The sequence below is a fragment of the Exiguobacterium sp. CH10 genome (genome assembly GCF_018617635.1).
In the GTDB taxonomy this organism is placed as follows: domain Bacteria; phylum Bacillota; class Bacilli; order Exiguobacteriales; family Exiguobacteriaceae; genus Exiguobacterium; species Exiguobacterium aestuarii_A.
On the sequence record NZ_JACSKO010000002.1, the window covers coordinates 274,591 to 301,576 of the forward strand.

Below are 26,986 nucleotides of genomic sequence, written 5' to 3' on the forward strand. Positions count from 1 at the left end.
AGTCTCATGCGCAAATTAGCTCAACATTAAAGTGAATAGACGTTACAATTTTAGGAAAATGATTGATAAATGTTTAGAAAATTTGTAATGTTAACGAGAGAAGTTATATCAAGAACAGTGGTTTAGAAAGGAAATAGTCGTATGTACAAAAAAGGCAATATTGCGATTTTCGCGATCATCATGATTGCGACAATCCTGCTCGCTGTGTTCTCGACACCTTGGGTCGTCAAGAACACGAACCTCGGACTCGACTTAAAAGGTGGATTCGAAGTTTTGTATGAAGTACAACCGCTCGAAGACGGCGACGTCATCGACGAGTCGGCGATGAATGCAACCGTTCGCGCCATCAACAACCGAATCAACGTCCTCGGTGTATCCGAACCGGACGTTCGAATCGAAGAAAACAATCGAATCCGTGTCCAGCTCGCTGGCGTATCGAACCAAAACGAAGCACGGGAAGTCATCTCGTCTACGGCACAATTGACGTTCCGTGACGTGAACGACAACGTTCTGCTCGACGGGAAAGATTTGGCGCCGCGTGGTGCGGCCCTTGGGTACGATCCTAACAGCGGAGAACCGGTTGTTGAGTTAACCTTGCAATCGGCTGAAAAATTTGGTGAAGTAACTGCTGAAATTGCACAGCTTCCCGAACCTGAAAATCGTCTCGTCATTTGGCTTGATTATGAAGAAGGCGACACATACGAAGAAGAGATTCAAAAAGAGAACTCGAAGATTGTTTCAGATGCCCGAGTCACGAGTCAAATCTTATCGGACAAGGCTATTATTTCAGGTGGGGATATTACAGCTGAGAGTGCAAAGCAACTCGCCGACATCTTGAACGCAGGGGCACTCCCGGTCAAGCTCGATGAAATCTACTCGACGTCGGTATCGGCTCAGTTCGGTCAAGACGCATTAGAAGAGACGGTATTTGCCGCTTCAATCGGGATCATTGCCGTGTTTATCTTCATGTTGTTCTTCTATCGTCTACCAGGACTCGTGTCGATCATCACGCTTGTACTGTATATTAACTTGATCATGTTGTTCTTCAATGGAATCAATGCGGTCTTGACGCTCCCAGGGATTGCGGCACTTGTCCTCGGGGTCGGGATGGCGGTCGATGCGAACATCATCACGGCGGAACGAATCAAAGATGAGCTCCGCTCTGGGAAGTCGGTCTTGTCGGCATTCCGTGCCGGTAACCGTCGTTCCCTCAGTACGATCATTGATGCCAACTTGACGACGCTTATCTCGGCTGCGGTCTTGTTCTACTTTGGACAAAGTTCGGTCAAAGGGTTCGCCGTCATGCTCATGATCTCAATCGGGATGACGTTCATCTCGAACGTATTCATCTCACGTTATTTGATGCACCTCCTTGTCTCAAGTCGTCTGTTCGACAAACGTAAAGGATGGTTTGGTGTGAAGGAGAGTGAAATCCGTGAACTTTAAGCTTACTGAATGGAATTACGTCAAACATATGCGCACGATGTTCTTGGTTTCGACGGCAATCGTCGTTCTCGGAATCGGTCTCTTGTTCTTCCGAGGATTGAACCTTGGGATTGACTTCGCCTCAGGAACGCGTGTCGAGGTTTTAACAGAAGAACGTGTCTCGCAAGAAGAGTTCACGCAAGCATTTAATGACGCAGGGATTGACCAAGAGATTTCGAGCGTCCAGTATGCAGATGAAGGACGTTTGGCATATGTCACGTTCGTCGGACAACTAGGTCAAGAAGAAGTCGCGAGCGTCAAGACGGCGTTCACGGAGCAGTTCGGCAATGACCCGAACATCAGCACCGTGTCGGCTCAAGTCGGTCGTGACTTGGCGAAAAACGCCTTGTATGCGGTAGCCGTTGCGTCGATCGGGATCATCCTGTATATCACGGTCCGTTTCCAATTCTCCTATGCGGTTGCGACAGTGGTGGCGATGTTACACGATGCCTTCTTCATGATCGTCGCATTCTCACTCTTTGGGATTGAGGTCAACTTGTACTTCATCGCTGCGATTCTGACGATTATCGGTTATTCCGTCAACGATACGATTGTTACGTTCGACCGCGTGCGGGAGAACATCACGTCGTATGAAAAAGAACGGAAGATTCGTTCAATGGACGTCTATGAGTCGATCATCAACAAATCGATTCAAGAGACGATTGTCCGTTCGGTCAATACCGTCATCACGGTACTCGTGACGGCGATCGCCTTGTACGTGTTCGGTGCCGAGTCGATTCGTAGCTTCTCGCTTGCATTGATTATTGGACTCTTCATGGGGATGTACTCATCCATCTTCATCGCATCGTACTTGTGGCTCCTCATCAAACGCACAACGATCAACAAGAAAAAAGATACGCCGGTCACAGAGGCGTAACGAGTGGGTCTCCCTTCAAACGGGAGACCTTTTTAAATGTCAAGACGGCACATCTTTCACGTGGTCTGCTATAATCTACAATTGATTGGAGTGAAGGACATGTACCATTCGAAGAAACAGTGGCTCTATCCGGAAACGAACCCGGACGACGTCACACGTTTACAAAACGAATTAAATATATCAGCACAACTCGCGACATTGCTCGTTCAGCGTGGACATCAAAATGTAGAAGCGGCCAAGGCATTTTTGTATGCCGAGGAAGAACTCGTCTTTCATGACCCGTATTTGTTTGAACAGATGGAAAAAGTCGTATCCCGGATCAAGCAGGCTGCAGACGAGGGGGAGATGGTACTCATCTATGGCGACTATGATGTCGATGGTGTCAGTGCCTCTTCGGTCATGTGGCACGCCTTGACCGAGATCGGTGTCATGGCCGAGTGCTATATTCCAAACCGTTTCACGGAAGGGTATGGACCGAACAAGGAAGCGTTCCAATGGGCAGCGAACGAAGGGTTCACCTTGGTCATCACAGTGGACTGTGGAATCTCAGGGATTGAAGAAGCGACACTGTTAAAAGACCTTGGTGTCGATTTGATCATCACCGACCACCACGAACCGAAAGAGACATTGCCGGACGCGTATGCCATCATCCACCCGCACATCGACCCGAGATATCCATACGATAAACTCGCCGGTGCGGGGGTCGCCCTCAAAGTGGCTCACGCCGTTTTAGGAAGAATGCCAGAGGAACTCCTTGATTTGGCCGTCCTCGGAACGATTGCTGACCTCGTCCCACTCGACGGTGAGAACCGATTGCTCGCGAAAAAAGGAATCGCGGCACTCGAAGCCTCGAAACGACCTGGCATTTTAGCATTACGTGAAGTGTGTGGTCTCGGTGATAGCGTGTTAAACGAAGAATCGGTTGGTTTCGCTTTCGGTCCACGGATCAATGCGGCGGGACGTCTCGATTCGGCGATGCCGGCGCTGCAAATGCTCTTAGCTGAACATGTCGAAGAAGCGCTCGAACTTGCGAAACAGCTCGATAAGCAGAATAAAGAACGTCAAGACATCGTCAAAACGATTACGGCTGAAGCGAAAGAACTCGTCGAGGCATCGATGACCGAGGACCGTGTGCTCGTCGTCGCGAGTGAAAAGTGGAACCCGGGAGTCGTCGGGATCGTCGCCTCTCGTCTCGTCGAGGCGTACTATCGTCCGGTCATTCTCCTTTGCCACGACCCGGAGACGGGCAAGGCAAAGGGATCGGGTCGCTCGATTGATGGGTTTGACCTATTTAAAGAACTCTCGAAAAATGAAGACATCTTGCCGCACTTCGGGGGGCATCCGGCCGCAGCCGGGATGACGCTTCAGTCCGAGAATGTCGCCGAATTGCGTGAACGACTGAATCGCCAAGCGGAAATAATTCCAGATGACGTATTCGTGCCACGGGTCAACGTCGATTTGAAACTGACGGTCAATGACGTCTCGCTCGATTTGATTTCAGAGATTGCGAAACTGGCGCCGTTCGGCATGGGCAACCCGTCGCCACGCGTCGTCGTCGCAGATGCGAAACTGCGCGATATTCGTCAAATCGGACGCGATGCAACACACTTGAAAGTACAGCTCGCCGGAGACAAGCGAGAACTCGACGGCATCGGCTTCGGGTTCGGACATGTCGTCTCGGAAATCTCACAGATGGCCCACATCTCGGTGATGGGAAGTCTTCAAGTGAATGAATGGAACGGGATGCGAAAGCCGCAGCTCATGATTCAAGACTTACGCGTCGATGACTTCCAAGTGTTCGACTATCGCGGGAAGAAAAAATCGGTACAAGAGCTGAAAGACTTACCGAAAGAACATACGTCGTTCTTGTCGTTCCAAGGGACAACCGAAGACTACCCGCTCCATGAAGGAGACGAACCGCTCAATCGTTTCGTCGTCCTGCTCGATTTGCCTGACGATGAAGACATCCTCGCAGAAAAACTCCATGAAGGCGTCGAACGGATCTATTGCGCATTCGGTCAAGGGGACTCGTTCTTTGAACGGCTTCCTTCACGTGAGGATTTCCGAACGTATTACGTACACATGGCGACATGCGAACGGAAAAATCTACGTGAAAACCTGATTCGTCTGTCAAAAGAACGAAAATGGTCAAAAAATACGATTCAATTTATGCATCAAGTATTCTCTGAACTCGAATTTCTTGTTACAATGGAAGACGGACTGCCTGGAGTCAATCCAGAAGCACCGAAACGCGATTTGACCGAGGCACCGTGCTATCAACGCCGGATTGGGCGCCAACAACTCGAAGAGCGTTTCGTATACGCGTCATTGGCGGAGCTCAAAGAGCGGTTACAATCGTTGCGATCGAACAAGATGCAGGAGGCATACACATAAAATGGATTTCAAACATCATATTAAAGAAGTAGCGGATTACCCGAAGGAAGGAATCAGCTTCAAAGACATCACGTCACTCATGCAAAATGGCGAAGTCTACAAGAAATCGGTAGATGAGCTCGTCGCTTATGCACGTGAGCGTGGAGCAGAGTTGATTGCTGGACCGGAAGCGCGCGGATTTGTCGTCGGTTGCCCGGCAGCCTATGCACTTGAACTCGGGTTTGTACCAGTACGTAAAGAAGGAAAGTTACCACGTGAGACAGTACGTGTATCATACGGTCTCGAGTACGGAACGGACATCTTAACAATGCACAAAGATTCAATCAAACCTGGACAACAAGTTGTCATCCTTGACGACTTGCTCGCAACAGGTGGTACGATTGAAGCGACAATTAAAATGATTGAACAACTCGGTGGAGTTGTGGCAGGAATCGGGTTCTTGATTGAACTCGACGGACTCGGTGGACGTGAGCGTCTTGAAGGATATGACGTCTTCTCACTCATCCGATACGAAGACTAATGTTTAAACGGGAAGCATATGCTTCCCGTTTTTGAATAGTTTTTGAGGAAAATAACCTACAACCTTTGACAGGTCGTCAGATTTTTTCGATAATGGTTATAAAAATTAGAGAATCTTGAATATAAACTACTACCATGCTGCGACGAATCTGAGTCGATTGGAGCGGTAAGAAAAAGGGTGTCGAATGTTATGACCAAAAAACAAATCGTAAGTATTGAGGATCTTCTCGACGCGCTCGGGGAGTATATGGGTGACGACGATATAGCCGAAGTGAAACGCGCTTACGAATACGCAAAGCTTCATCATACCGGTCAGTTCCGACGTTCGGGCGAGCCCTATATCCTCCATCCGGTCCAAGTGGCCGGCATTCTCGTTGATATCGGCTTAGATGCCACGACGATTATCGGAGCGCTTTTACATGATGTTGTCGAAGATACGGATATTTCGTTACAGCAATTGACGGACGACTTCGGTCCGGACGTGGCCATGCTCGTCGATGGCGTCACGAAACTTGGGAAGATTAAATACAAGTCGAAAAAAGAAGAACTCGCCGAGAACCATCGGAAGATGATTATCGCGATGGCGGAAGATGTACGCGTCATCTTGATCAAACTCGCGGACCGCCTCCACAACATGCGGACACTTCAGCATATGCCGAAAGAAAAGCAAGTCCAAAAAGCTGAAGAGACGCTAGAAATCTTTGCCCCACTCGCACACCGGATGGGGATCTCGACGATCAAGTGGGAGCTCGAGGATATTTCGTTACGTTATATTAACCCGCAACAATACTATAAGATCGTCTCGATGATGAAACAAAAACGGACGGAACGAGAAGCACTCGTCACCTCTGTCATCACGGAAGTGAACGGGGTTCTTGAAGAAGTGCATATCGATGCCGACGTGAATGGTCGACCGAAACATATCTATTCTATCTACAATAAGATGGTGAAACATAAAAAAGAATTCAATGAAATTTATGATTTGATGGCGGTCCGCATTATCGTCGACTCGATCCGTGATTGTTATGCGGTACTTGGGATCATCCATACGCAATATAAGCCGATGCCAGGACGCTTCAAAGATTATATCGCCATGCCGAAGCCGAACATGTACCAGTCGCTCCATACGACCGTGATCGGGCCGAAAGGTGAACCGCTCGAAGTCCAAATTCGGACGAAAGACATGCATTTCATCGCCGAGTTCGGGATTGCGGCACACTGGGCGTATAAAGAAGGGAAGAACGTCTCGACGAACGGGTTCGATGAGAAGATCGCGCACCTTCGTGAGATTCTTGAATTGCAAAAAGATACGACCGATGCTGAGGAATTCATGGAATCGCTCAAAGTCGACTTCTTTAGCGATATGCTCTACGTCTTCACACCGAAAGGGGACGTATTCGAATTGCCGAAAGGCTCTGTCCCAATCGACTACGCCTACCGGATCCATACGGAGATCGGTCATCGGATGACAGGTGCGAAAGTGAACGGTCGGATGGTGCCGCTCGACTACAAACTCGAGACGGGTGACATCATTGAAATCATCACGTCGAAGCACAGTTATGGACCGAGCAAGGACTGGTTGAAACTCGCTGTTTCGAGTCAGGCGAAGAACAAGATTCGTCAATGGTTCAAACGTCAACAGCGTGAAGAGAACGTCGAGAAAGGGAAAGATCTCGTCGAGGCAGAAATCAAGAAGCTTGGTTTTGAACCGAAAGAAGTGATCGATGAGCCGGCACTCAGTATCGTCGTCGAGAAGTTCAACTTCGGGAACGAGGAAGAGATGTATGCCGCTGTCGGTTACCAAGGCATCACGGCCGCTCAAGTCGCACATAAATTGACGGAGAAACAGCGGAAAGAGCCGAAACTCGAACTTTCTGAAGCGATCAGCGAACTAAAAGTCAGTCAGGCACCGAAGAAGAAAACGACGGAAGCGGGCGTAACGGTCAAAGGGATCGACAACATGCTCGTCCGTATGAGCCGTTGCTGTAACCCGGTCCCGGGAGATGAAATCGTCGGATACATCACCCGTGGACGCGGCGTCTCGATTCACCGGAAAGACTGCTTGAACATCGTCAATGAACAACACCCGGAGCGTCTCCTTGACGTCGAATGGGAAGTCGGACAGGCGAAAGAGAAGAACTATAACGTCGATATCGAGATCACGGGATATGATCGTTCAGGTCTCTTGAACGACGTCCTTCAAGCGGTATCGGCGACGAATACGAATATCGTGGCCGTCAGCGGGCGTGGCGACCAAAACAAACAAGCTCGCATCTCGATGACGATCTCGATTCCGAACGTGAATCACTTGCAGAAAGTCGTCGAGCGCATCAAACAAATCTCAGACGTGTACTCGGTCAGCCGAGTCATGATGACGTGACGAAAGGAAGAGGAACGTGCGTGTACTATTGCAACGAGTGAAAGAAGCATCGGTCACAGTCGAGGAAGAAGTCGTCGGGGCAATCAACGCCGGGTACTTGCTTCTCGTCGGTGTGACACATGAAGATACAGAAGAGGAAGTGAACTGGCTCGCCGACAAGGTGACCGGGCTCCGCGTCTTCGAGGACGATCAAGAAAAGATGAACTTATCGATTCAAGATGTGTCCGGTCAAATCTTGTCGGTCTCACAATTCACATTGTATGGAGATACGATGAAAGGACGGCGACCTGCTTTCACAAAGGCCGCAAAACCGGATATGGCCGAGACGCTCTATGAAAAATTCAATGAGCGACTCCGGTCAAACGGGCTCGTCGTCGAGACGGGACGCTTCGGTGCGATGATGGACGTCGCACTCGTCAATGACGGACCGGTCACACTCATGCTCGAAAAAAACGCTTGACAGATGCCGGCTTGATTCGGCATCATGAAGCATATAGTCAAACACCTATGATAAAGAAGAGTACGGTCAACCCACCAGCAAAGAGAGCGATGCCTTGGCTGAAAGCATCGACTGGATGATGACCCGAACGACACTTTGGAGGTGCTCCCTTGAAAACAAGTAGGGGGAGCCGTCTCATCGGGCGTTAACCGATTTCGAGTGGCAGAGTTTCAAGTAATGGCTCTGCAACGAGGGTGGTACCACGGGAAACTTACACAGGCTCTCGTCCCTTTGCGGACGAGGGTCTTTTTGTATTTTTAAGGAGGGAAATGTGATGATGAAAGCACCACGCGGTACACAAGACCTGCTTCCGGGCACGGTCGAGACGTGGCAATATGTCGAGGAAAAACTTCGCGACATGAGCGCCCGTTACAACTATAAAGAGATCCGCACACCAATCTTTGAAACAACGAACCTGTTCACACGCAGTGTCGGGGAAACGACGGACATCGTACAAAAAGAGATGTTCACGCTCGTGAAGAAAGGGAAAGACGAGTACACACTTCGCCCAGAAGGAACGGCATCTGTCGTCCGTGCGTTCGTGACGAACAAACTGTTCGGAAATCCGGACCAACCGACGAAGCTCTACTACATGGGACCGATGTTCCGCTATGAGCGTCCTCAAAAAGGCCGCTTCCGTCAGCTTCACCAATACGGTGTCGAAGCGATCGGCAGTAGCGACCCTGCCGTTGACGCTGAAGTCATCAGCCTCGCCTACTCGATCTACAAGTCGTTTGGGCTTCAGAAAATCAAAGTCGTCGTCAACTCGCTTGGGGACGCGGAAAGCCGCAACGCCCACCGCGATGCGCTCATCCGTCACTTCGAGCCGGTGGCAGACGAACTTTGCCAAGACTGCCAGTCACGTCTTTACAAGAACCCGCTTCGCATCTTGGATTGTAAGGTTGACCGCGATCACCCATCGATGAAGACGACACCGTCGATCCTTGAATATTTGAACGAAGAGTCAAAAGCTTATTTCGACCAAGTACTCGCGCAGCTCGACGCACTCGGCGTTGCTTATGAAGTCGACCCGACGCTCGTTCGTGGACTCGATTACTATACGCACACGGCGTTTGAAATCATGTCCGAGGCAGAAGGATTTGGAGCCATCACGACACTTTGTGGTGGTGGACGATATAACGGTCTCGTACAAGATATCGGCGGACCGGACATGCCGGGAATCGGTTTTGGGATCGGATTGGAGCGCCTCATCCTCGCATTGGAGAATGAAGGAGTCTTACCTGAACTCGAGACAGGTCTTGATGTCTTTATCGTCGCCCAAGGCGAGAAAGAAGTCGAATTGACGGCGACACGCCTCTTACAACTCCTTCGCATGGAAGGGTTCAAGGCTGATCGTGATTACCAAGGACGCAAGTTCAAAGGACAATTCAAACAGGCGGACCGCCTGAAAGCCAAGTTCACAGTCATCTTAGGGGATGATGAAGTAGAGCGCGGGGCAGCCGCCTTGAAAGATATGACGACTGGTGAACAAGTTGACGTGCCACTCTCGGCCGTCGCAGACAAAATTCGTGAACTATCGGAAGGAGCAGGACAATGATCGGACGCACACATATGAACGGCCGCGTGACAGAGTCACTCATCGGCCAAGAAGTACAATTAAAAGGATGGGTACAAAAACGTCGTGACCTCGGGGGACTCATCTTCATCGACCTTCGTGACCGCACAGGAATTGTCCAAGTCGTCGTACGCCCAGAAAATGAAGCAGTCCACCAACTCGCGGAAACAATCCGTAGCGAGTATGTCCTCGACGTAAAAGGAACGGTTCTCGAGCGTGAGAACAAGAACCCGAACATGCCGACAGGAAACATCGAAGTCATCGCGTCTGAGATCAACATCTTGAACGCGGCGAAGATGACACCAATCCCGATCGGTGATGAAGCGGAAAACGTCTCAGAAGACCTTCGCCTCAAATACCGTTACCTCGACCTTCGTCGTCCAGCGCTTCAAGAGACGTTCCGTCTCCGCTCGAAGACGTCGAACACGATTCGTAACTTCTTGACAGAGCAAGAGTTCCTTGAAGTCGAAACGCCAATTTTGACGAAGTCGACACCTGAAGGCGCACGTGACTACCTCGTACCGAGCCGTGTCCACGGTGGTGAGTTCTACGCACTCCCGCAATCACCACAGCTCTTCAAACAGTTGCTCATGGTCGCAGGATTTGACCGTTACTTCCAAATCGCACGCTGCTTCCGTGACGAAGACCTTCGCGCAGACCGTCAACCTGAATTCACGCAAGTCGACATCGAGACGAGCTTCATGGACATCGAAGACTTGATGGCGATGATGGAGTCAATGATGGGACAAGTCATGGAATCGACGCTCGGTCGTACGGACACACCAGCGAAGTTCGAACGTATGACTCATGAAGAAGCGATGCGCCGTTTCGGTTCAGACAAACCGGACACGCGTTTCGGCCTCGAACTCATCGACGTGGCTGACGCCGTGAAAGGTGCCGGCTTCAAAGTATTCGACGCAGCACTCGAATCAAACGGACAAGTCAAAGCAATCAATGTCAAAGGTGAGGCGGACAACTTCTCACGTAAAGACATCGACAAGCTTCAAGAATTCACAGCGGTCTACGGTGCGAAAGGTCTCGCATGGCTCAAAGTGACAGCGGAAGGCTTGAACGGTCCGATTGCGAAATTCTTCGACGAAACGTACGCACAGAAGTTGATCGAAGCGACGAATGCAGAAGCAGGAGACCTTCTCCTCTTCGTCGCATCGAAACCAACTGTCGTCGCCGACAGCCTTGGCGCACTCCGCGTCAAACTCGGACACGACCTCGGTCTCATCGACGAGTCGAAATTCAACTTCCTATGGGTGACAGACTTCCCACTCGTGACGTTCGAAGAAGAAGACGGTCGTTTCTATGCGAACCACCACCCGTTCACGATGCCAAACCGTGAAGATCTTCATCTTCTCGAGACAGACCCGGCAAGCGTACGCGCCATCGCCTATGACCTCGTCTTGAACGGTTACGAGCTCGGCGGTGGTTCACAGCGTATTTACGAGCGTGATATTCAGGAGCGCATGTTCAAATTGCTCGGTTTCACGCAAGAAGAAGCGGTTGAACAGTTCGGCTTCTTACTCGAAGCGTTCGAATACGGTACACCACCACACGCGGGAATCGCACTCGGTCTCGACCGTCTCGTCATGATTCTTGCAGGTCGTTCGAACCTTCGCGACACGATTGCCTTCCCGAAAACGGCTTCGGCAAGCGACTTGCTAACGCAAGCACCGAGCCCGGTCGCGGACGCACAACTTGAAGAGTTGTCGATTCGTACGGCAGTAAAAGAGAAAAAATAAGTATTCAAAAGGAGATTCGCTGAGGCGAATCTCCTTTTTCTGTGTGTGAAATTATATTCTGACTTACTGCTAGATTACAAATGTCTAAATAGAAGTGTAGTCTATTTTAACGATTATCTTCCTCGCGCTGCATATACTTTGCTGTTCGTTGCAAGGCGAAACCAAAGGCAAAGAGCGAGGCGATGACTGCGGACATCGTATAGACTGAATCGATGAACGCTAAATAAATTCCAAGCAGACCAAGCCCGAAACTCGCGAAAAAGAGAATGAGCAGTCTCGGATGTTGTTTCAGCGTCTGTTTCATCGGCTCGGGACGTTCAACTGGCAACCTGTGCCGTCCGTGACGAGAAGGTTCGAATTGAATACTTGTCCGTCACTTTTCAAGACGAGCGTACGACGGTCTTCAAGGAAGTCGATTTTCATCTCTTCGTCTAAAAATACTTTCGTCCAGTTTTTGATTAAGATCGGACCAAGGTTCGATTCGATTTCGACGTCTTCTGGGGTCTTCTCCGTGACGTATCGAATTTCGAAAATCCCGCTATTTCCACAGCCGCAACCTTCCGTCTCATAGAAAAGGTGCATTTGTCCCTCGCGTTCGCCTTTCAATGACTCGATTCGTTCGAGCGCACGTTCTGTAATGTGTACATGCATGTGTATCACTCCTTACTTTCATTATACGCCGATTGAAAAAAGAATGAAAAAGGGATGCATCCTGTTTTCCACCTTTCGGAAAAAAGCGTACACTTAGAGTGTTGAGAAGGGGGAAAGAGAATGATTTCACGTTTTTTTAGTTATTATCGACCACATAAAAAGTTATTCATCCTCGATTTTTCATTCGCGATTCTCGTCGGATTGCTTGAACTCGGGTTTCCTCTCGCCGTTCAATGGTTCATCGATGACTTGTTGCCGGGTGGGGAATGGAACTGGATTATCATCGTCAGCATCGGTCTGTTGATTTTATACATATTGGCCATGATGATGCAGTATGTCGTCAACTACTGGGGGCACAAGCTCGGGATCAACATCGAGACGGACATGCGGGAAGAGTTGTTCACACATATCCATAAACAGTCGTTCCGATTCTTTGATAATCATAAGACCGGACATTTGATGAGCCGGGTCACGAACGACTTGTTCGACATCGGGGAAGTGGCGCACCACGGGCCGGAAGATTTCTTTATCGCCATCATGACGTTACTCGGTGCGTTCGGGATCATGTTCTCGATCGACCCGGAACTTGCACTCGTCACCGTTGTCGCGGTGCCGTTCCTGATCATCATGATCACGTATGCGAATAAGAACATGAATAAGGCGTGGCAAAAGATGTACACGAATATCGGGGAAGTGAACGCACGCGTCGAGGACAGTGTGTCCGGAGCACGTGTCGTCCAATCGTTTACGAACGAGGCGTTCGAGATCGGACGTTTCCAAAAAGACAACAACTTCTATCGAGGCTCGAAGATTGAGGCATATCGCGTCATGAGTACGTCGCTCGCGGGCATTTACATCACGACGCGTTTGATGACGTTGCTCGTCCTCGTCTACGGGGCGTACTTAACGTACGAGGGTCAGTTGTCATACGGACAGCTCGTCGGGTTCATCTTGTACATGAACTTACTCATCAAGCCGATTGAGAAGATCACGGCGCTTCTCGAGATGTATCCGAAAGGGATGGCAGGGTTCAAACGATTCACGCAGTTGCTCGATGAAGAGCCAGATATCGAGAACCGTGCGAACGCCATCGAGGTCGAGACGTTGAAGGGTGATATCGTCTTTGACGACGTTTCGTTTGGCTACTCAGACTACCGCCAAGTGTTGACGGATATTGACTTGTCGATCAAGGCAGGGACGACCGTCGCATTAGTTGGGACGAGCGGAGCGGGGAAAACGACCATCTGTTCACTCATCCCTCGCTTTTATGATGTGACGAATGGTGCCATCTCGATCGACGGCATGGATATCCGCGACATGACGAAAGAGAGCTTACGTCGTCAAATCGGAATCGTACAACAGGACGTCTTCTTGTTTGCGGGTACACTACGTGAGAATATCGCTTACGGGAAGCTCGATGCCACCGATGCGGACATCATGCATGCGGTCGAGAAAGCGCATCTCGGGACGCTCGTCGAGGAACTCGAGCACGGCCTCGACACACAAATCGGGGAACGTGGACTGAAGCTCTCTGGTGGTCAGAAACAACGCATCGCCATTGCGCGCATGTTCTTGAAAAACCCACCGATTTTAATTTTGGACGAGGCGACCTCGGCGCTCGACACGGAAACTGAGGCTATCATTCAAGATTCACTCAATGAATTGGCGGCGAATCGAACGACGCTCATCATCGCCCACCGTTTAGCGACAGTAAAAAATGCCGATCGCATTCTTGTCGTGACGGCAGAAGGAATCGTAGAAGATGGAACGCATGAAGAGCTTAGCCAAAAAGGCGGTGTCTTCACGAACCTATTACAACGTCAGCAACTGTAAACGGAAGGTCACCTCTCTAAAAGGTGACCTTTCTGGCGTGGTATGGGTGCTTCGTGGGTAAATACATATGGATGAGCGAAAGAGAAGGAGGAAGATACACCATGAAAGCTGTACAAGTCGTAGGATATGGAGATGTCGATCAACTCCAAGTGGTCGATATCCCAAAACCGTCACCGAAAGCTGGAGAAGTGCTGATCAAGGTACGCGCCTGTGCCATTAACAATACAGAAATATGGATGCGAGAAGGGGCGTACGGAACTGGTGAGAAGTCAGGTTGGCGTCCGGAAGGCGTTCAGTTCCCGCGTATCCCAGGATCGGATATCACAGGAGAAATCGTCGAGCTCGGGGATGGGGTCGACCAAGGGATGATGGGACGACACGTCGTCTTGTTCCCGTTCACCTCGAGCGGTCCAGAACGAAAAGAACATTTGTCGGACGATATGTCCTTCATCGGGTCAGAATATGACGGGGGTTATGCAGAATACGTAGCCTGGCCGGCTGACCTTTGTTTTGATATGCCACTCGATGATTTTGTCGAGAGTGCGGTCTTTTCTGTGAGCGGACTTACAGCGTGGCATATGAATGAACAGTTACACATCCGTTCAGGTGAGACGATTGTCGTCACAGGTGCTAGCGGTGGCGTCGGTTCGCTCAACGTTCAAATTGCGGCGAGTGTGTTCGGTGCAAAGGTGTTCGCCATCGTCGGTGATTTAAAAAATGAGCAAGCGTTGAAAGCGTTCGGGGCGACGGAAGTCTTTTCTTATCGTTCTGAGACGCTCGCGGATGACATCATCGCTGCGAACGGTGGTCCGGTCGATGCGGTGCTTGATGTTGTCGGGGATGCGTTGTTTGGTGTGTCTCTTCAAGTCTTGAAGAAGGGCGGGAAGTTCTGTATATCCGGTTCTGCTGGTGGACAGACGACCCATCTCGATTTTCGGACACTCTACTTGAAGCATATTGCCATGTATGGGTCTGTACTCGGGACACGTCATGAGTTCGCTGAAATGTTGCGGTCGATTGCAGAAGGGAAGTTAAAGCCGGTCATCGATCGGACGTTCCCACTCGAAGAAGCGCGTGAGGCACAAACCTATTTCAAACAATCAGGTAAGTTCGGAAAGATCGTCTTGATTCCGAACACATAAAAAGAGAGGGGAGTGATCCCTCTCTTTTTCATGCAAATTTGACTTTCAGGCGATCGACGTAGGCGATGAACAGACGGAAGCGTTCCAACCAGAACTGGAAGAACGGACCGATGAGGAAGATGGATAGGACGGTACCGAAGAAGAGCGGTCCACCGAGCGCCCAACCAATGAGACAGGCGATCAGCTCCATCCAGGTCCGCATGGAACGGACAGACGTGTTAAACCGGTCTGCTAAGGCGAGTGTCAGTCCGTCGCGTGGACCGGCTCCATACCCGACGGCGACGTACAAGCCGGCTCCCATCCCCATGACGAATATCCCGAACGTGAGCCAAACGACGTTTACAAATAAGCCATCGAATGTCGGGAGCCATTGCTCGTTTAAGATCAGGTTCATAAATACTCCGACAAAGACCGCGTTGACGAGAGTTCCAAATTGAGGGCGGATTCGGTCGAGTATGTATTTGAACAAGACGAGTAGAAGTCCCACGCATAAGATGACAGTTCCGATTGAAATCGGAAGGTGATGGGCAATCCCGATATGGAGGACGTCCCAGGTGGAGACACCGAGATCTGCCGTGATCATGATGGATGACCCGAGTGCGAGTAAGAACAGCCCGGTCATGAAAAGACCCCATTTGAAGAGAATACGTAAAAAGTGGATGGATCGGACTTGCACGAACATCGCCTCGTTTCAATAAAATCATTGATTTATCTTAGCACATTCGATTTGAAAACATGAAAAAAACGCCTCAGCTTGTTGGCTGAGACGTGAGTGTTATTTCTTCGGTGATTTTTTTGCTTTGTTCTTTTTATAGTAATCGTAGACGAACGGAGCAACCGCCGTTGCGATTTTGATCAATGTTCCCATTTTGCCTTTCTTAGCCATAATGCTGCACCCCTTTCTCTTCTAGAACAATATATTCCACACAAATTGATTTTAAAAACATATCTCTAGCACATTCTATTCTTATGAACTGCATATAAACCCATCATACTAAGGAGTGGAGGAGGTCTATTCATGAAAACAATCATTTGGTACCAAAACGATTTACGTGTCGATGATCATTTACCCCTCGAGGAGGCACTACGTCATGATGATCCGATTGAAGGTCATTATTTTATCAGTCCGAAACAACTTGTCGAAAATCGTTATGGCGTGATTCCGCTCGGGAGCGAACGACTTCATTTCTTGAAAGAGTCGTTAGAAGATGTGGCTGGTTCGTTAGACGCACTCGGAATCCCATTTTTTGTCCATGTCGGTCATCCGCTTGAAACACTCGACCCGACCGACCGTCTCTTGTTTCAACGGGCCATCGGGTACAATGAGCGCCGACGTGAAGACGAGGTGATGAAAAAGTGGAAAGGAGAGTACGAGGCGTTCGATGGATTCACGTTATTTGAAGAGGATGACATCCCGTTTGAGAAAATGCCGTTTCTCTTTACGGAGTTCCGAAAAAAGGTCGAATACGATGTCCGTCCTCGTGAATTGATCTCCCGAAAGGCGACTGCTGCTACGCGCGAGGTGACGTTCCCGTTTCCGGTTCAAGAAGTCGAGCAAGACCCAAGGACGGCATTTCCGTTTAAAGGTGGCGAACTGGCTGCGAAGCGTCGATTGAATGACTATTTGTCCGTACCGATTCGGACATATAAAGAGACGAGGAATGGGTTTGGAGTCGATGACTCGACGAAGCTGTCTGCGTATTTGGCGAACGGGTCATTATCGCCACGGAGAGTGTTCTTTGAACTTGAAGCGCATGAACGAACGCATGGGGTGAACGAATCGACCTACTGGCTTTACTTTGAACTGTTGTGGCGTGAATTTTTCCAATGGGTTGCACTCGAACAAGGGAAAAAATTATTTCGGTCACAAGGCATCCGCTCGAAACGAAAAGACTGGCGAGTCGATCCGGATGTCATCGGAAAATGGCGACGGGGAGAGACGGGTGTCGATTTCGTTGATGCGTTCATGCGTGAACTGAATGCGACGGGCTGGATGTCCAATCGGGGACGACAAATCGTGGCCAATTATTTCGCCAAAGAGTTAGAGCAAGACTGGCGTTACGGGGCTGCCTACTTTGAATCGAAACTGATCGATTACGATGTCGCGAGTAATTGGGGGAATTGGGCGTACCAGGCGGGTGTCGGAAACGACTCACGCGACCGACGTTTCAACATCGATCGTCAGCAGTTCACATATGATCCAGATCGTGCGTTTCGTAACAAATGGTTGTGACCAAACTGTCACGAGAAGTCGGTGTTTCTCATTGACTTCTTTTTACAGAAGCGCTATAGTTAAATCAACAGATGGGATACCTGAGGTGTACGAGAGCCGCCTTCGTTATTTTGAGCCAACACTTTGAATACGGGAGACCGAACTGCTAACCAGATCAACTGCCTCATCACGTGCAGGAGGACTTGTGAAGGAAACGCTAGGTCACCCACCTGCATACGCAGGTTCAAAAGCAGGGCATCGTCACGGCACTCCGGGCCCCATCGATTTTTTTGTAAATACGTCGCGAGACGTCTTTTTTTTGATTATAATTCCGAGTAAAATAGTATGAGAAAATAGAATTAGTTGGAGGAAGAAATATGTTACACCAGTTTTCACGAAATGAATTGGCCATCGGTTCTGAAGGCCTTGATGCTTTAAAGAATAAAACGGTCGCGATTTTAGGAATTGGTGGCGTCGGCTCGTTTGCGGCAGAGGCACTTGCGCGCAGTGGCGTCGGGCGCATCGTCCTCGTCGACAAAGATGACATCGACATCACGAACGTCAACCGTCAAATCCACGCTTTATTGTCGACGGTCGGTCAACCGAAAGTCGAAGCGATGGGGAAACGTCTCCTCGACATCAACCCGGACTTAGACCTCGTCCAATTGAAAATGTTTTATACAGAAGAGACATATGAGGAGTTCTTCGCTCAAAATATCGATTACGTCATCGACGCCTCAGATACGATCATTTATAAGATCCATTTAATCGTTGAATGTAAGCGTCGCGGCATCCCGGTCATCTCGAGCATGGGGATGGCAAACAAGATGGACCCGACACGTATCAAAGTCGTCGACATTAAAGACACGTCATACGACCCGATCGCGAAGATGGTCCGTACCCGTCTGCGTAAAGAAAAAATCTACAAAGGTGTTCCGGTCGTCTTCTCTGACGAGTCTCCGATCGTGACACGCGAAGACGTGAACGAAGTCGTCGGGAAGAAAGACGCTCCGATCCGCAAAGCGAAAATGCCACCGAGTTCGAACGCGTTCGTCCCATCGGTTGCAGGACTTGTGGCTGCCGGTTACGTCATTAACGATTTGCTCGAAAAAGCGGGCGTCGAAATCAACCGCATCCAAAAATAAAACGACGCTGGCTCATTTCGAGTCGCGTCGTTTTTCCCAATAATCGAGCCGTTTTTGAATCTGTTGCTCGAATCCACGTGGTGTCGGTTTATAGTAGGTTGGTCGTTTACGGGCTAAGTTTTCTGGCCAGTAGTTTTGAGGGACAAACCCATCTTTTTCATCGTGTGGGTATTTGTATCCGACCCCGTTTCCGAGTTCGCGAGCCCCTGGACTATGAGCGTCACGGAGATGTACGGGGACAGGTCCACCCTCGACTGTCCGGACGTGATGGAGTGCCTTATCGATGGCGGTGATGACCGCATTTGATTTTGGTGCGGTCGCCAAATAGAGAACGGCTTCTGCAATCGGGATGCGGGCTTCCGGGAAACCGATGTATTCGCTCGCTCGAGCCGCCGCATCCACGATGAGTAGTGCGTTCGGATCACTCATTCCGATATCTTCGGCGGCATGGACGTAAAGGCGACGCATGATGAAGCGCGGCGATTCGCCAGCCTCGATCATGACGGCTAACCAGTATAGCGCCGCATCGGGGTCCGACCCACGAATCGATTTGATAAACGCCGAGATGACGTCGTAATGTCGGTCACCCGTCTTATCGTATTTGATCGACTTCTGTTGAATCGATTCTTCCGCGACCTCGAGCGTGATGTGAATTTGTTCATCCACTTCTGGTGTTGTCAAGACGGCGAGTTCGAGTGCATTCAATAGGACACGGTAGTCACCATCCGCCATTTTGATATAATGGTCAGCGGCAGCTTCATCCATCTTCACCGGGTAATTTCCGAGCCCGCGTGAGTCGTGTAGCGCACGCTCAAGGACGATCCGTAACTCCTCGGCACCAGGTGGCTCAAGCCGAAATACGGTTGCCCGTGACAAGAGGGCGGCGTTCACTTCAAAGCTTGGGTTTTCGGTCGTCGCTCCGATGAGGACGAGCTTTCCGGACTCAAGGGCAGGGAGTAGCGCATCCTGCTGAAGCTTGTTGAATCGATGGATCTCATCTAAAAAGAGAATCGTGCGCTCGTCCTCATAGTCAAACCGGGACTCCGCTTCACGAATGACGTTCCGCAATTCATCGAGTTTGGCTGTGACGGCGTTCAATTGGACAAATGTCGCTTTCGTGTAATTCGAAATGACACGGGCGAGTGTCGTCTTCCCGGTGCCAGGTGGACCGTATAGGATAATCGTACCGAGTCGGTCGGCTTCGATGGCACGGCGAAGTAGCTTGCCCTCACCGATGATATGGCGCTGTCCGATGACGTCATCTAACGTTTCGGGGCGCATGCGATTGGCGAGCGGTCCGCCATTCGATTGATGAAACAAATCAGGCATACGTAACCATTCCTTTCGACAAACGTTTGTTCGATTAGTATAACAGAAGGAGACTTGAAGATGAAAATATCGACAAAAGGCCGTTATGGCTTAACCATCATGATTGCGTTGGCGCGAGAGACAGACAACAAACCGCTCAGCTTAAAGAAGATTGCGGCACGCCATGAGTTGCCGGAGCATTATTTAGAGCAATTGATCGGTCCACTCCGCAATGGAGGACTCGTCAAGAGCGTACGCGGCGCGTACGGTGGCTATCAGCTCGTCAAACCGGCGGAAGAAGTGACGGCGGGTGAAATCATTCGCTTACTCGAAGGACCATTAGCCGTGGTCGAAGATTCTGAAGCAGATGATGCGGTGAAACGGAAACTTTGGGATAAAATCAAAGAAGCCATCGATACCGTCCTTGACGAAACGACACTCGCCGATCTTGCCGAGGAAGAGTCAGACGGCTATATGTTTTATATTTAAGAACGAGGTGACCCTTACATGAACTATTTTGATCACGCTGCGACGACACCGATGCGACCAGAAGTCCTCGAGGCGATGACCCCTTACTTTTTAGAGACATACGGCAATGCGTCGAGCATTCATGGGATTGGGCGTAACGCCCGAGCGGCGCTCGACTCGTCACGTCGCGTCCTCGCGAAATGGATCGGTGCGTCACCGAACGAGATCGTCTTTACGTCAGGTGGGACGGAGTCGGATAACTATGCCTTGTTCGGTGCGGCATATGCCCATCAGGAAAAAGGAAAACACATCATCACGACAAAAGTCGAGCATCATGCCGTTCTTCATGCGATGGAACAACTCGAGCGTGAAGGCTTCGACGTCACGTATCTCGATGTCGATGCGTCGGGAGCGGTCGATATAGAAGCGTTCCGGGCCGCGTTACGAGATGACACGATTCTCGTATCGATCATGTACGGAAACAATGAGGTCGGGACACGCCAGCCGATTCAAGAAATCGGGGAGTTGTTACAAGACCATCACGCTATTTTTCATACCGATGCGGTACAAGCGCTCGGGACAGAAATGATTGATGTAAAGGCGATTCATGTCGATTTATTGTCGGCGTCCGCACATAAAGTGAATGGACCAAAAGGTATCGGTTTTCTTTTCATGAAAACAGGTGTAAAATTAGCGTCACGTTCTTTTGGTGGACAACAAGAACGTAAACGTCGAGCCGGCACGGAAAATGTTCCGGGTGCCGTCGGATTCCAAAAAGCAGCTGAACTCGTCATGGCAGAGCGTGAAGACCGAGTGGCTCTCTATGAGTCGCTCGATCTGGCACTACGTCAGCGCCTTGACGAACTAGGCGTATCTTATGAGGTGAACGGATCAAATCGTTTACCTCACATCGTGAACCTATACCTTCCTGGAATTGACCTTGAACCCTTCCTCATCATGATGGATATGCGGGGCATGGCGATTTCAAGCGGAAGTGCCTGCACGGCAGGGTCGGTCGAACCGTCCCATGTATTGTCGGCGATGTACGGGGATTCAGAGCGGACGCGTCAGTCTGTTCGAATCAGTTTTGGCCACGGCAACTCGGTCGAGGACGCGAAACGGCTCGCGGAGCGACTACAAGAAGTCGTCTCGACATTTATGAACGGAGTGAGATAGATGAATTTACGCACGAAAGCCCCTGAAGAGACGACGGTCGTTGTCGGGATGTCAGGTGGCGTCGATTCATCGGTGACGGCCCATGTGTTGAAAGAACAAGGGTATAACGTCATCGGGATCTTTATGAAAAACTGGGACGACACGGACGAGAACGGTGTGTGTACGGCGACAGAGGACTATGAAGACGTCATCGCCGTCGCGAACCAAATCGGGATCCCATATTATGCGGTCAACTTTGAAAAAGAATATTGGGACCGTGTCTTTGAGTATTTCTTGGCAGAATATCGTCTCGGTCGTACACCGAACCCGGACGTCATGTGTAACAAAGAAATCAAATTCAAGGCGTTCCTTGATCATGCGCTTCGACTCGGTGCGGACTTTGTCGCAACCGGTCATTATGCACAAGTGGAATACGTCGACGGCGAACACCGCTTGTTGCGTGGGAAAGACGACAACAAAGACCAAACGTATTTCTTGAACCAATTGTCTCAAGACCAACTCGCGCGGACGATGTTCCCGATCGGTCATATGGACAAGAAAGATGTGCGTGTCATTGCTGAAGAAGCAGGACTCGCGACAGCGAAGAAAAAAGATTCGACCGGAATTTGCTTTATCGGTGAGCGGAACTTCAAAGAGTTCTTGTCGGAATACCTTCCGTCACAGCCAGGTGAAATGCGGACGCTCGACGGTGTCGTCAAAGGACGTCATGACGGGTTGATGTATTATACACTCGGACAGCGTCACGGTCTCGGAATCGGTGGCGATGGGGACCCTTGGTTCGTCGTCGGGAAAGATGTCGAGAACAACGTCTTGTTTGTCGGACAAGGCTTCCATCACGACGCGCTCTATTCAGATGCGCTTCTCGCTTCGAAACTTTCGTGGACAGGGGCTGCTCCTACAGGAGAATTCCGGGCGACGGCGAAGTTCCGCTATCGTCAACAAGACGTGCCGGTCACGGTCGCTCCACTTGAGGGCGGCGAAGTACTCGTCAAATTCGATGAGCCACAACGTGCCATCACTCCTGGACAAGCGGTCGTTTTTTATGACGGCGACATCTGTCTCGGTGGGGCAACGATTGACGAAGCGTACCGAAACGGAAAACGACTCGACTATATCGGATGAGGTGATTGATATGAACGCAAACGAACAAGGCATCCAAGCGATGCAGCAAGGTGAATTTGAACAGGCAGCCAAACATTTCAATGAGGCGATTGAAGCGAACCCGACAGACCCGACTGGTTTCGTCAACATGGGGACGTTGCTTCAGGCAATCAACGATTACGATCGTGCCGTCATCTTTTATGACAAAGCGATTGAACTAGATGGCTCGTTCGGTGCCGCGCATTATGCGAAAGGTGCCCTTGCCTATGAACTCGAGCAATTGGAGACGGCAGAAGCGTCGCTTCGCCAAGCGCTCCTCTCGGGGATGGATGATGCCGATCTTCATTTCATGCTCGGCTTGACGTATAAAGCGATGGGTGACTTCGTTCGTGCGATGCCGCGCCTGCGTGAAGCGAAGAAACAATCGCCGGAAGACGTGGAAATCACGTTCCAATACGGACTTGCACTCGCACAAAGTGAACAGCTTGAAGAGGCGGTCGTCGCGCTAGAAGAGACGCTCGACCTCGATGCGAGCCATACGGATGCCCGTTACAACTTGGCAATCGCGTATGCGTTCTTGGGTGACCAGGAACGGACGTATGCCGAACTTCAACGCGTCTTGGAGATGCAACCGGATCACGAACTCGCACGTGATGCCATCGCGAAGATGGACGCACTGCTCGGGAACTGATCTCTTGAATAGGAAAGTGCCATCGCAATGGAGCGATGGCACTTTTTTGGTGGCAATTAAAGTTGTTTCGTCGTGATTTTGACGGGTTCCCCGGCGAAGTCGCCGTAGGCCTCGTCCATATTTTTCGTATACAGTTCGATGATGTTGTGGCTCGGGTCTTTAAAGTACGCCGAGCGTTCTTTCCCATTCTTTGTCTCGTCCTCGTCCCATGTCCGTAGTTTTACAGGCACATCGGTCTCATCTAGGATCTCGAGTGCCTTTTCAAACGACTCCATCGGAACGAAGAACGCACAGTGGACGTGGACCCCACCTTCATCATAGAGCGTGTCCCACTCGGTCACGTCCTGTTTTCGGTTCGCATCCTCTTCTTCCGTAAAGTTACGTTTCAACCAAAGCCCTAGTCGCGTATTCCCTCCGATGTAGAGCCACGTTGCCCATGGCTCATTCGCTTGTTCTTGCGATTCACTTGGCTCGGCATCGTCTCCGACCCATTGTTCGACGACCGGGAGACCTAATTTTTCATGCCAAAAGGATACGGCTTCTTCCATATCTGTCACTTCTAATACAAGTTCACATAATCCGCTGACTGGAATTCGTTTACCCATGTATGACTCCTCCTTCAATGTGTCATTCGAACAGTTCCCGCTTTCTTCAAATCAAAAACGCGACTAGCTGTCTTGAAGTGAGGGAATGACACTTTATAGAAGGAGGTCGAATCGTTTGCGAAAATATAGCATGGTCAGTGTCATTTTATTTTTTATTATTGAGTATGTGTGGTTCACGCAATTATTTGAAACGGTGAACCAGCGACTTGCGGATGGGAAGTGGACGAACACGATTTTATATCAAGTGGTCGTCGAACCGCAGGGGCTTTTAACGCTGTTGCTCATTCTATTCGTGGCGCTCCTCATTGTCGGATGGATTGTTCATTATGTGTACGCGGAACAGAAGTCCTGGCAACTCACGTCTGAACATGTCGGGGTCGGATGGATCGTTCCGTTGATTCTTGCGATTTTAGGCTTGTTGATTCCGAATGTATACGTTCAGGTCGGGATGTTGCTCCTGCAATTGACGTTCATCCCGCTCATCCCATTCATCGGGCAGACCGTCCCATTCTGGAAAGTCGTGACGAATTGGTTGATTCAATTGGCGGTCATCGGTCTCGTCTTATTTGGTGCTCGGGGGATGTTGGAGGATTCGATTCGAGTCGAGAAGACAGAACTCTTCACGAGACTCGAGGCGTATGAGGCATCGGGTGATTTAGACCGGATTCAACGGTTGATTGAAGAAGTGGACCTCGAACAAGTCGAGCGCATCTTGGACAGAGTCGACCTCGAACAACTCATTCGCATTTTGGAAGTTGTTGACCTCGACCGAATCGAGCAAATCTTGAGTCTGTTCGACTAGGTCATTTGTTCAATCGATTCATCTCGGGCTATAATGAATGATGGAAAAATAGCTGGAGGTGTCGGATATGATGGCAGCACCTTACGAGTTGACTGGAAAAGTCATTCGAGTCCTGTTTCAATCAGAAGAAGAAGCGCATACGATTGCGCTCGTACGAATAAAAGAAAAGAATTTTGAGACGGACGAGACCGAGATGGTCATCGCTGGCGTCGGGGTCGGCATCGAAAAAGGGGAGACGTATAAGGCGCACGGTCGTCTCGTCGAACATCCCCGATTCGGAAAACAGATGAAGGCCGATTGGATTCGTCGCGTCGTTCCGATGACGAAACGAGCAGCCGTCCGCTTTTTGACGAACGGCTCCTTCCCCGGAATCGGACAAAAGACCGCTCAGAAGATTGCAGATACGCTCGGGGATGATTGCATCGACCAAATCGTGAAACATCCGAGCATCTTGTCAGAAGTCGATGGGTTAAAAGAAAAGCAGGCACGTGTGATCACGGAACGTCTGAACGTCTTATACGGGGTCGACCAACTGCTCTTGTTTCTCGCTCCGTTTGACGTGACACCGCGTCTCGCCTCAAAAATTCATAAAGAATATGAAGGACGGGCGATGGAAACGATTGAGAAGAATCCGTATGCGCTCATGTACGATGTACAAGGCATCGGATTCAAGACAGCGGATGCCATCGCCGCGCATTTCGGGATTCAAGGCATTCATCCTGAACGCATCGCGGCAGCGGTACTTTACGTGTTAGAGCTCGAACAAGGGAACGGACATCTCTATGTGACGGCGGAACAACTCGAAGCAGAGATGCCTAGAATCATCGGGGCAGACCCGGGTGATGCGCTCGTCACGGCATTAGAATCGCTCGCAAAAGACGAGCGGGTCGTCATCGATGACGGAGTCGTTTATCATCCTCGCGTGTTCCGCGCTGAACGGAAGGCGGCAGAAGAGTTGGCGCGTATTATGGCGACATCGACGACGGAAGACGTGGACATGACGACAATCTTTGACGCGGTCGGACGTGTCGAGGAAATGTTTTCGATTGAATACGCGACCCAACAGCGAGAAGCGATTGAGCTCGCGCTCAAATCACCGCTCATGGTACTCACCGGTGGTCCGGGTACGGGGAAGACGACGGTCGTTCGAGGAATCATTCATGCACTGAGTGACGTCTTCGACTGGAAGTTAGAGCCTGTCCCGAACCAACCGTTTCCGTTCGTCTTGGCCGCACCGACGGGTCGGGCCGCAAAACGGCTTAGTGAATCGACGGGTCTTCCGGCATCAACGATTCACCGTCTGTTAAAGTTTGACGGAAGTTCGTTCCAAGTCGATGAGACGAACCCACTTGCGGGGAAAGTGCTCATCGTCGACGAGGCGTCGATGATTGATATCTTCTTGTTCAGAAGCTTACTTAAAGCGGTACCGAACGGCATGAAGATCTTGTTCGTCGGCGACCGCGATCAGCTCCCGTCAGTCGGACCGGGACAAGTACTCGCCGATTTGATGGCGACGGATGGGATTCCGGTCGTCCGCCTCGACGTCGTCCACCGTCAAGCGTCGGAGTCGAGTATTTTACGGCTCGCCCATTCCTTGAACGCCAAAAAGATGCCAGAAGATTTATTGGCGGCGCTTCCGGACCGTCGTTTCTATACGGCGAACCAAGAGACGGCGCTTCAAGCGATTTGTCAGATGGCAGGAGCGGCCCTCCGGAAAGGGTATTCACCATTTGATATCCAAGTGCTCGCACCGACGTATCGAGGTGTGTGCGGAATCGATGGGCTGAACGAAGCGCTTCAACACGTGTTCAATCCCAAATCGAGTGCCCGTGAAGTGAAGCATGGGACGCGCATTTACCGAAATGGCGACAAAGTGCTACAACTCGTCAACAACGCCGAGGAGAACGTCTATAACGGGGACATCGGTGAGATCACGAATATTTTCTACGCGAAAGAGAACGTTGATAAAGTCGATAAAATTTATATCCGATTCGATCAAACGGAAGTCGAATATAACCGTAGTGAATGGGATCAGTTCACCCACGCCTACGCCATTACGATTCATAAGTCACAAGGGTCCGAGTTCCCAATCGTACTTATGCCGGTCTTCTTTAACGGTGGCTTCCGTTCATCGCGAAACTTGATTTATACGGCCGTGACACGGGCGAAGAAAAGCTTGCTGTTGTTCGGGGACGTACGGGCACTCGAGGCGGCAACGCGAGAAGAAGAACCCGTACGGCGGACAAAATTGGTCGAACGCTTAGGCGGGAAGTCTTGACGTCTTCATAAGCGCATGTGATAATGACGAATAGACAACTGAAACGATACAGACGATGAAGGAAATGAGTACGTCGTCACCGCCTCTACAGAG

At 50.3% G+C, this 26,986-nt stretch carries 21 protein-coding genes, 1 other RNA gene, 1 pseudogene and 1 other annotated feature; of the genes and pseudogenes, 18 read left to right on the plus strand and 5 right to left on the minus strand.

The genetic code is table 11. The annotated features are described in order from the left end of the window. Positions 1-141: 141 nt before the first annotated feature. From secD to aspS, 7 genes and pseudogenes are all read left to right on the plus strand, one after another. Positions 142-2,362: pseudogene (secD, locus tag KNP04_RS15370) on the plus strand (protein translocase subunit SecD). A 99-nt stretch (positions 2,363-2,461) separates the two neighbouring features. Further along, positions 2,462-4,756: a single-stranded-DNA-specific exonuclease RecJ gene (gene recJ, locus KNP04_RS08215; protein WP_214875317.1), complete on the plus strand. Its 2,295-nt coding sequence runs from the start codon at positions 2,462-2,464 to the stop codon at positions 4,754-4,756. Between the two features lies 1 nt (position 4,757). Then, on the plus strand, positions 4,758-5,276 hold the full coding sequence (locus KNP04_RS08220) for an adenine phosphoribosyltransferase (RefSeq protein WP_214819456.1): 519 nt from the start codon (positions 4,758-4,760) through the stop codon (positions 5,274-5,276). A 189-nt stretch (positions 5,277-5,465) separates the two neighbouring features. Then, positions 5,466-7,655 carry a RelA/SpoT family protein gene (locus tag KNP04_RS08225; protein WP_074035181.1) on the plus strand — a complete coding sequence of 730 codons (2,190 nt, stop codon included), beginning with the start codon at positions 5,466-5,468 and terminating at the stop codon, positions 7,653-7,655. Positions 7,656-7,671: 16 nt separating this feature from the next. Then, positions 7,672-8,115, plus strand: a complete 444-nt coding sequence (gene dtd, locus KNP04_RS08230; RefSeq protein ID WP_031421442.1) for a D-aminoacyl-tRNA deacylase — start codon at positions 7,672-7,674, stop codon at positions 8,113-8,115. 38 nt (positions 8,116-8,153) lie between these two features. Further along, positions 8,154-8,388, plus strand: a binding site (T-box leader). A gap of 43 nt (positions 8,389-8,431) precedes the next feature. Next, a complete protein-coding gene (gene hisS / locus KNP04_RS08235) occupies positions 8,432-9,712 on the plus strand; it encodes a histidine--tRNA ligase (RefSeq protein ID WP_251129910.1) in 1,281 nt (426 codons plus the stop codon). Next, the gene (aspS, locus tag KNP04_RS08240; protein ID WP_214785258.1) at positions 9,709-11,481 is read left to right on the plus strand and encodes an aspartate--tRNA ligase; all 1,773 of its coding nucleotides are present in this window, start codon (positions 9,709-9,711) and stop codon (positions 11,479-11,481) included. The genes hisS and aspS overlap by 4 nt, the downstream gene beginning before the upstream one ends. A 106-nt stretch (positions 11,482-11,587) precedes the next feature. On the opposite strand, the gene KNP04_RS08245 is transcribed toward aspS, so the two are convergent. After that, positions 11,588-11,785 (minus strand): hypothetical protein, encoded by a 198-nt coding sequence (locus tag KNP04_RS08245; protein ID WP_214875319.1) that lies wholly within the window; start codon positions 11,783-11,785, stop codon positions 11,588-11,590. Then, positions 11,782-12,132: an iron-sulfur cluster biosynthesis family protein gene (locus tag KNP04_RS08250; protein WP_214875320.1), complete on the minus strand. Its 351-nt coding sequence runs from the start codon at positions 12,130-12,132 to the stop codon at positions 11,782-11,784. The genes KNP04_RS08245 and KNP04_RS08250 overlap by 4 nt, the downstream gene beginning before the upstream one ends. 120 nt (positions 12,133-12,252) lie before the next feature. On the opposite strand from KNP04_RS08250, the gene KNP04_RS08255 reads away from it, so the two are divergent. Both KNP04_RS08255 and KNP04_RS08260 read left to right on the plus strand, forming a co-directional pair. Then, a complete protein-coding gene (locus KNP04_RS08255) occupies positions 12,253-13,965 on the plus strand; it encodes an ABC transporter ATP-binding protein (protein WP_214875321.1) in 1,713 nt (570 codons plus the stop codon). A 101-nt stretch (positions 13,966-14,066) separates the two neighbouring features. After that, the gene (locus KNP04_RS08260) at positions 14,067-15,107 is read left to right on the plus strand and encodes an alcohol dehydrogenase family protein (protein ID WP_214875322.1); all 1,041 of its coding nucleotides are present in this window, start codon (positions 14,067-14,069) and stop codon (positions 15,105-15,107) included. Between the two features lie 28 nt (positions 15,108-15,135). Here the strand turns inward: KNP04_RS08260 and KNP04_RS08265 are convergent, their stop codons facing one another. Then, positions 15,136-15,789, minus strand: coding sequence for a YczE/YyaS/YitT family protein (locus tag KNP04_RS08265; protein WP_214785253.1), 654 nt, complete (start codon positions 15,787-15,789; stop codon positions 15,136-15,138). A 336-nt stretch (positions 15,790-16,125) separates the two neighbouring features. On the opposite strand from KNP04_RS08265, the gene KNP04_RS08270 reads away from it, so the two are divergent. From KNP04_RS08270 to KNP04_RS08280, 3 genes are all read left to right on the plus strand, one after another. After that, positions 16,126-17,340 carry a DASH family cryptochrome gene (locus tag KNP04_RS08270; protein ID WP_214875323.1) on the plus strand — a complete coding sequence of 405 codons (1,215 nt, stop codon included), beginning with the start codon at positions 16,126-16,128 and terminating at the stop codon, positions 17,338-17,340. A gap of 74 nt (positions 17,341-17,414) precedes the next feature. Continuing rightward, a non-coding RNA gene (gene ssrS / locus KNP04_RS08275) (6S RNA) lies at positions 17,415-17,601 on the plus strand. 95 nt (positions 17,602-17,696) lie between these two features. Continuing rightward, entirely contained in the window at positions 17,697-18,464 is a 768-nt protein-coding gene (locus KNP04_RS08280; RefSeq protein ID WP_214819470.1) for a tRNA threonylcarbamoyladenosine dehydratase, read from the plus strand. A gap of 12 nt (positions 18,465-18,476) precedes the next feature. On the opposite strand, the gene KNP04_RS08285 is transcribed toward KNP04_RS08280, so the two are convergent. Further along, positions 18,477-19,793, minus strand: coding sequence for a replication-associated recombination protein A (locus tag KNP04_RS08285; RefSeq protein ID WP_214875324.1), 1,317 nt, complete (start codon positions 19,791-19,793; stop codon positions 18,477-18,479). A 60-nt stretch (positions 19,794-19,853) separates the two neighbouring features. Between KNP04_RS08285 and cymR the strand changes: the two genes are divergently transcribed. The 4 genes from cymR to KNP04_RS08305 are packed head-to-tail and all read left to right on the plus strand — an operon-like array spanning position 19,854 to position 23,208. After that, the gene (gene cymR / locus KNP04_RS08290; protein WP_026826435.1) at positions 19,854-20,261 is read left to right on the plus strand and encodes a cysteine metabolism transcriptional regulator CymR; all 408 of its coding nucleotides are present in this window, start codon (positions 19,854-19,856) and stop codon (positions 20,259-20,261) included. Between the two features lie 18 nt (positions 20,262-20,279). Continuing rightward, complete coding sequence (locus KNP04_RS08295) at positions 20,280-21,416, plus strand: cysteine desulfurase family protein (RefSeq protein ID WP_214875325.1); 1,137 nt, start codon at positions 20,280-20,282, stop codon at positions 21,414-21,416. Continuing rightward, on the plus strand, positions 21,417-22,538 hold the full coding sequence (gene mnmA / locus KNP04_RS08300) for a tRNA 2-thiouridine(34) synthase MnmA (protein ID WP_214695422.1): 1,122 nt from the start codon (positions 21,417-21,419) through the stop codon (positions 22,536-22,538). A gap of 10 nt (positions 22,539-22,548) precedes the next feature. After that, positions 22,549-23,208 carry a tetratricopeptide repeat protein gene (locus KNP04_RS08305; RefSeq protein WP_214760583.1) on the plus strand — a complete coding sequence of 220 codons (660 nt, stop codon included), beginning with the start codon at positions 22,549-22,551 and terminating at the stop codon, positions 23,206-23,208. 56 nt (positions 23,209-23,264) lie between these two features. Here KNP04_RS08305 and KNP04_RS08310 read toward each other — a convergent pair whose 3' ends face one another. Then, positions 23,265-23,813, minus strand: a complete 549-nt coding sequence (locus KNP04_RS08310) for a VOC family protein (RefSeq protein ID WP_214785247.1) — start codon at positions 23,811-23,813, stop codon at positions 23,265-23,267. Positions 23,814-23,928: 115 nt separating this feature from the next. Here KNP04_RS08310 and KNP04_RS08315 point away from each other — a divergent pair, with 115 nt between their 5' ends. Continuing rightward, positions 23,929-24,615 carry a hypothetical protein gene (locus tag KNP04_RS08315; RefSeq protein WP_214819478.1) on the plus strand — a complete coding sequence of 229 codons (687 nt, stop codon included), beginning with the start codon at positions 23,929-23,931 and terminating at the stop codon, positions 24,613-24,615. A gap of 70 nt (positions 24,616-24,685) precedes the next feature. Then, complete coding sequence (recD2, locus tag KNP04_RS08320) at positions 24,686-26,893, plus strand: SF1B family DNA helicase RecD2 (RefSeq protein WP_251129891.1); 2,208 nt, start codon at positions 24,686-24,688, stop codon at positions 26,891-26,893. Positions 26,894-26,986: the final 93 nt, after the last annotated feature.

What these genes read in the sequence shown, in the direction of transcription:
- hisS (WP_251129910.1), top strand. Translation starts at nt 8,432, where the DNA reads ATGAAAGCACCACGCGGTACACAAGACCTGCTTCCGGGCACGGTCGAG.
- KNP04_RS08260 (WP_214875322.1), top strand. Translation starts at nt 14,067, where the DNA reads ATGAAAGCTGTACAAGTCGTAGGATATGGAGATGTCGATCAACTCCAA.
- KNP04_RS08225 (WP_074035181.1), top strand. Translation starts at nt 5,466, where the DNA reads ATGACCAAAAAACAAATCGTAAGTATTGAGGATCTTCTCGACGCGCTC.
- mnmA (WP_214695422.1), top strand. Translation starts at nt 21,417, where the DNA reads ATGAATTTACGCACGAAAGCCCCTGAAGAGACGACGGTCGTTGTCGGG.
- KNP04_RS08310 (WP_214785247.1), bottom strand. Translation starts at nt 23,813, where the DNA reads ATGGGTAAACGAATTCCAGTCAGCGGATTATGTGAACTTGTATTAGAA.
- cymR (WP_026826435.1), top strand. Translation starts at nt 19,854, where the DNA reads ATGAAAATATCGACAAAAGGCCGTTATGGCTTAACCATCATGATTGCG.
- recJ (WP_214875317.1), top strand. Translation starts at nt 2,462, where the DNA reads ATGTACCATTCGAAGAAACAGTGGCTCTATCCGGAAACGAACCCGGAC.
- KNP04_RS08280 (WP_214819470.1), top strand. Translation starts at nt 17,697, where the DNA reads ATGTTACACCAGTTTTCACGAAATGAATTGGCCATCGGTTCTGAAGGC.
- KNP04_RS08220 (WP_214819456.1), top strand. Translation starts at nt 4,758, where the DNA reads ATGGATTTCAAACATCATATTAAAGAAGTAGCGGATTACCCGAAGGAA.
- KNP04_RS08285 (WP_214875324.1), bottom strand. Translation starts at nt 19,793, where the DNA reads ATGCCTGATTTGTTTCATCAATCGAATGGCGGACCGCTCGCCAATCGC.
- KNP04_RS08305 (WP_214760583.1), top strand. Translation starts at nt 22,549, where the DNA reads ATGAACGCAAACGAACAAGGCATCCAAGCGATGCAGCAAGGTGAATTT.
- KNP04_RS08250 (WP_214875320.1), bottom strand. Translation starts at nt 12,132, where the DNA reads ATGCATGTACACATTACAGAACGTGCGCTCGAACGAATCGAGTCATTG.
- KNP04_RS08245 (WP_214875319.1), bottom strand. Translation starts at nt 11,785, where the DNA reads ATGAAACAGACGCTGAAACAACATCCGAGACTGCTCATTCTCTTTTTC.
- KNP04_RS08270 (WP_214875323.1), top strand. Translation starts at nt 16,126, where the DNA reads ATGAAAACAATCATTTGGTACCAAAACGATTTACGTGTCGATGATCAT.
- KNP04_RS08295 (WP_214875325.1), top strand. Translation starts at nt 20,280, where the DNA reads ATGAACTATTTTGATCACGCTGCGACGACACCGATGCGACCAGAAGTC.
- KNP04_RS08255 (WP_214875321.1), top strand. Translation starts at nt 12,253, where the DNA reads ATGATTTCACGTTTTTTTAGTTATTATCGACCACATAAAAAGTTATTC.
- KNP04_RS08265 (WP_214785253.1), bottom strand. Translation starts at nt 15,789, where the DNA reads ATGTTCGTGCAAGTCCGATCCATCCACTTTTTACGTATTCTCTTCAAA.
- recD2 (WP_251129891.1), top strand. Translation starts at nt 24,686, where the DNA reads ATGGCAGCACCTTACGAGTTGACTGGAAAAGTCATTCGAGTCCTGTTT.
- aspS (WP_214785258.1), top strand. Translation starts at nt 9,709, where the DNA reads ATGATCGGACGCACACATATGAACGGCCGCGTGACAGAGTCACTCATC.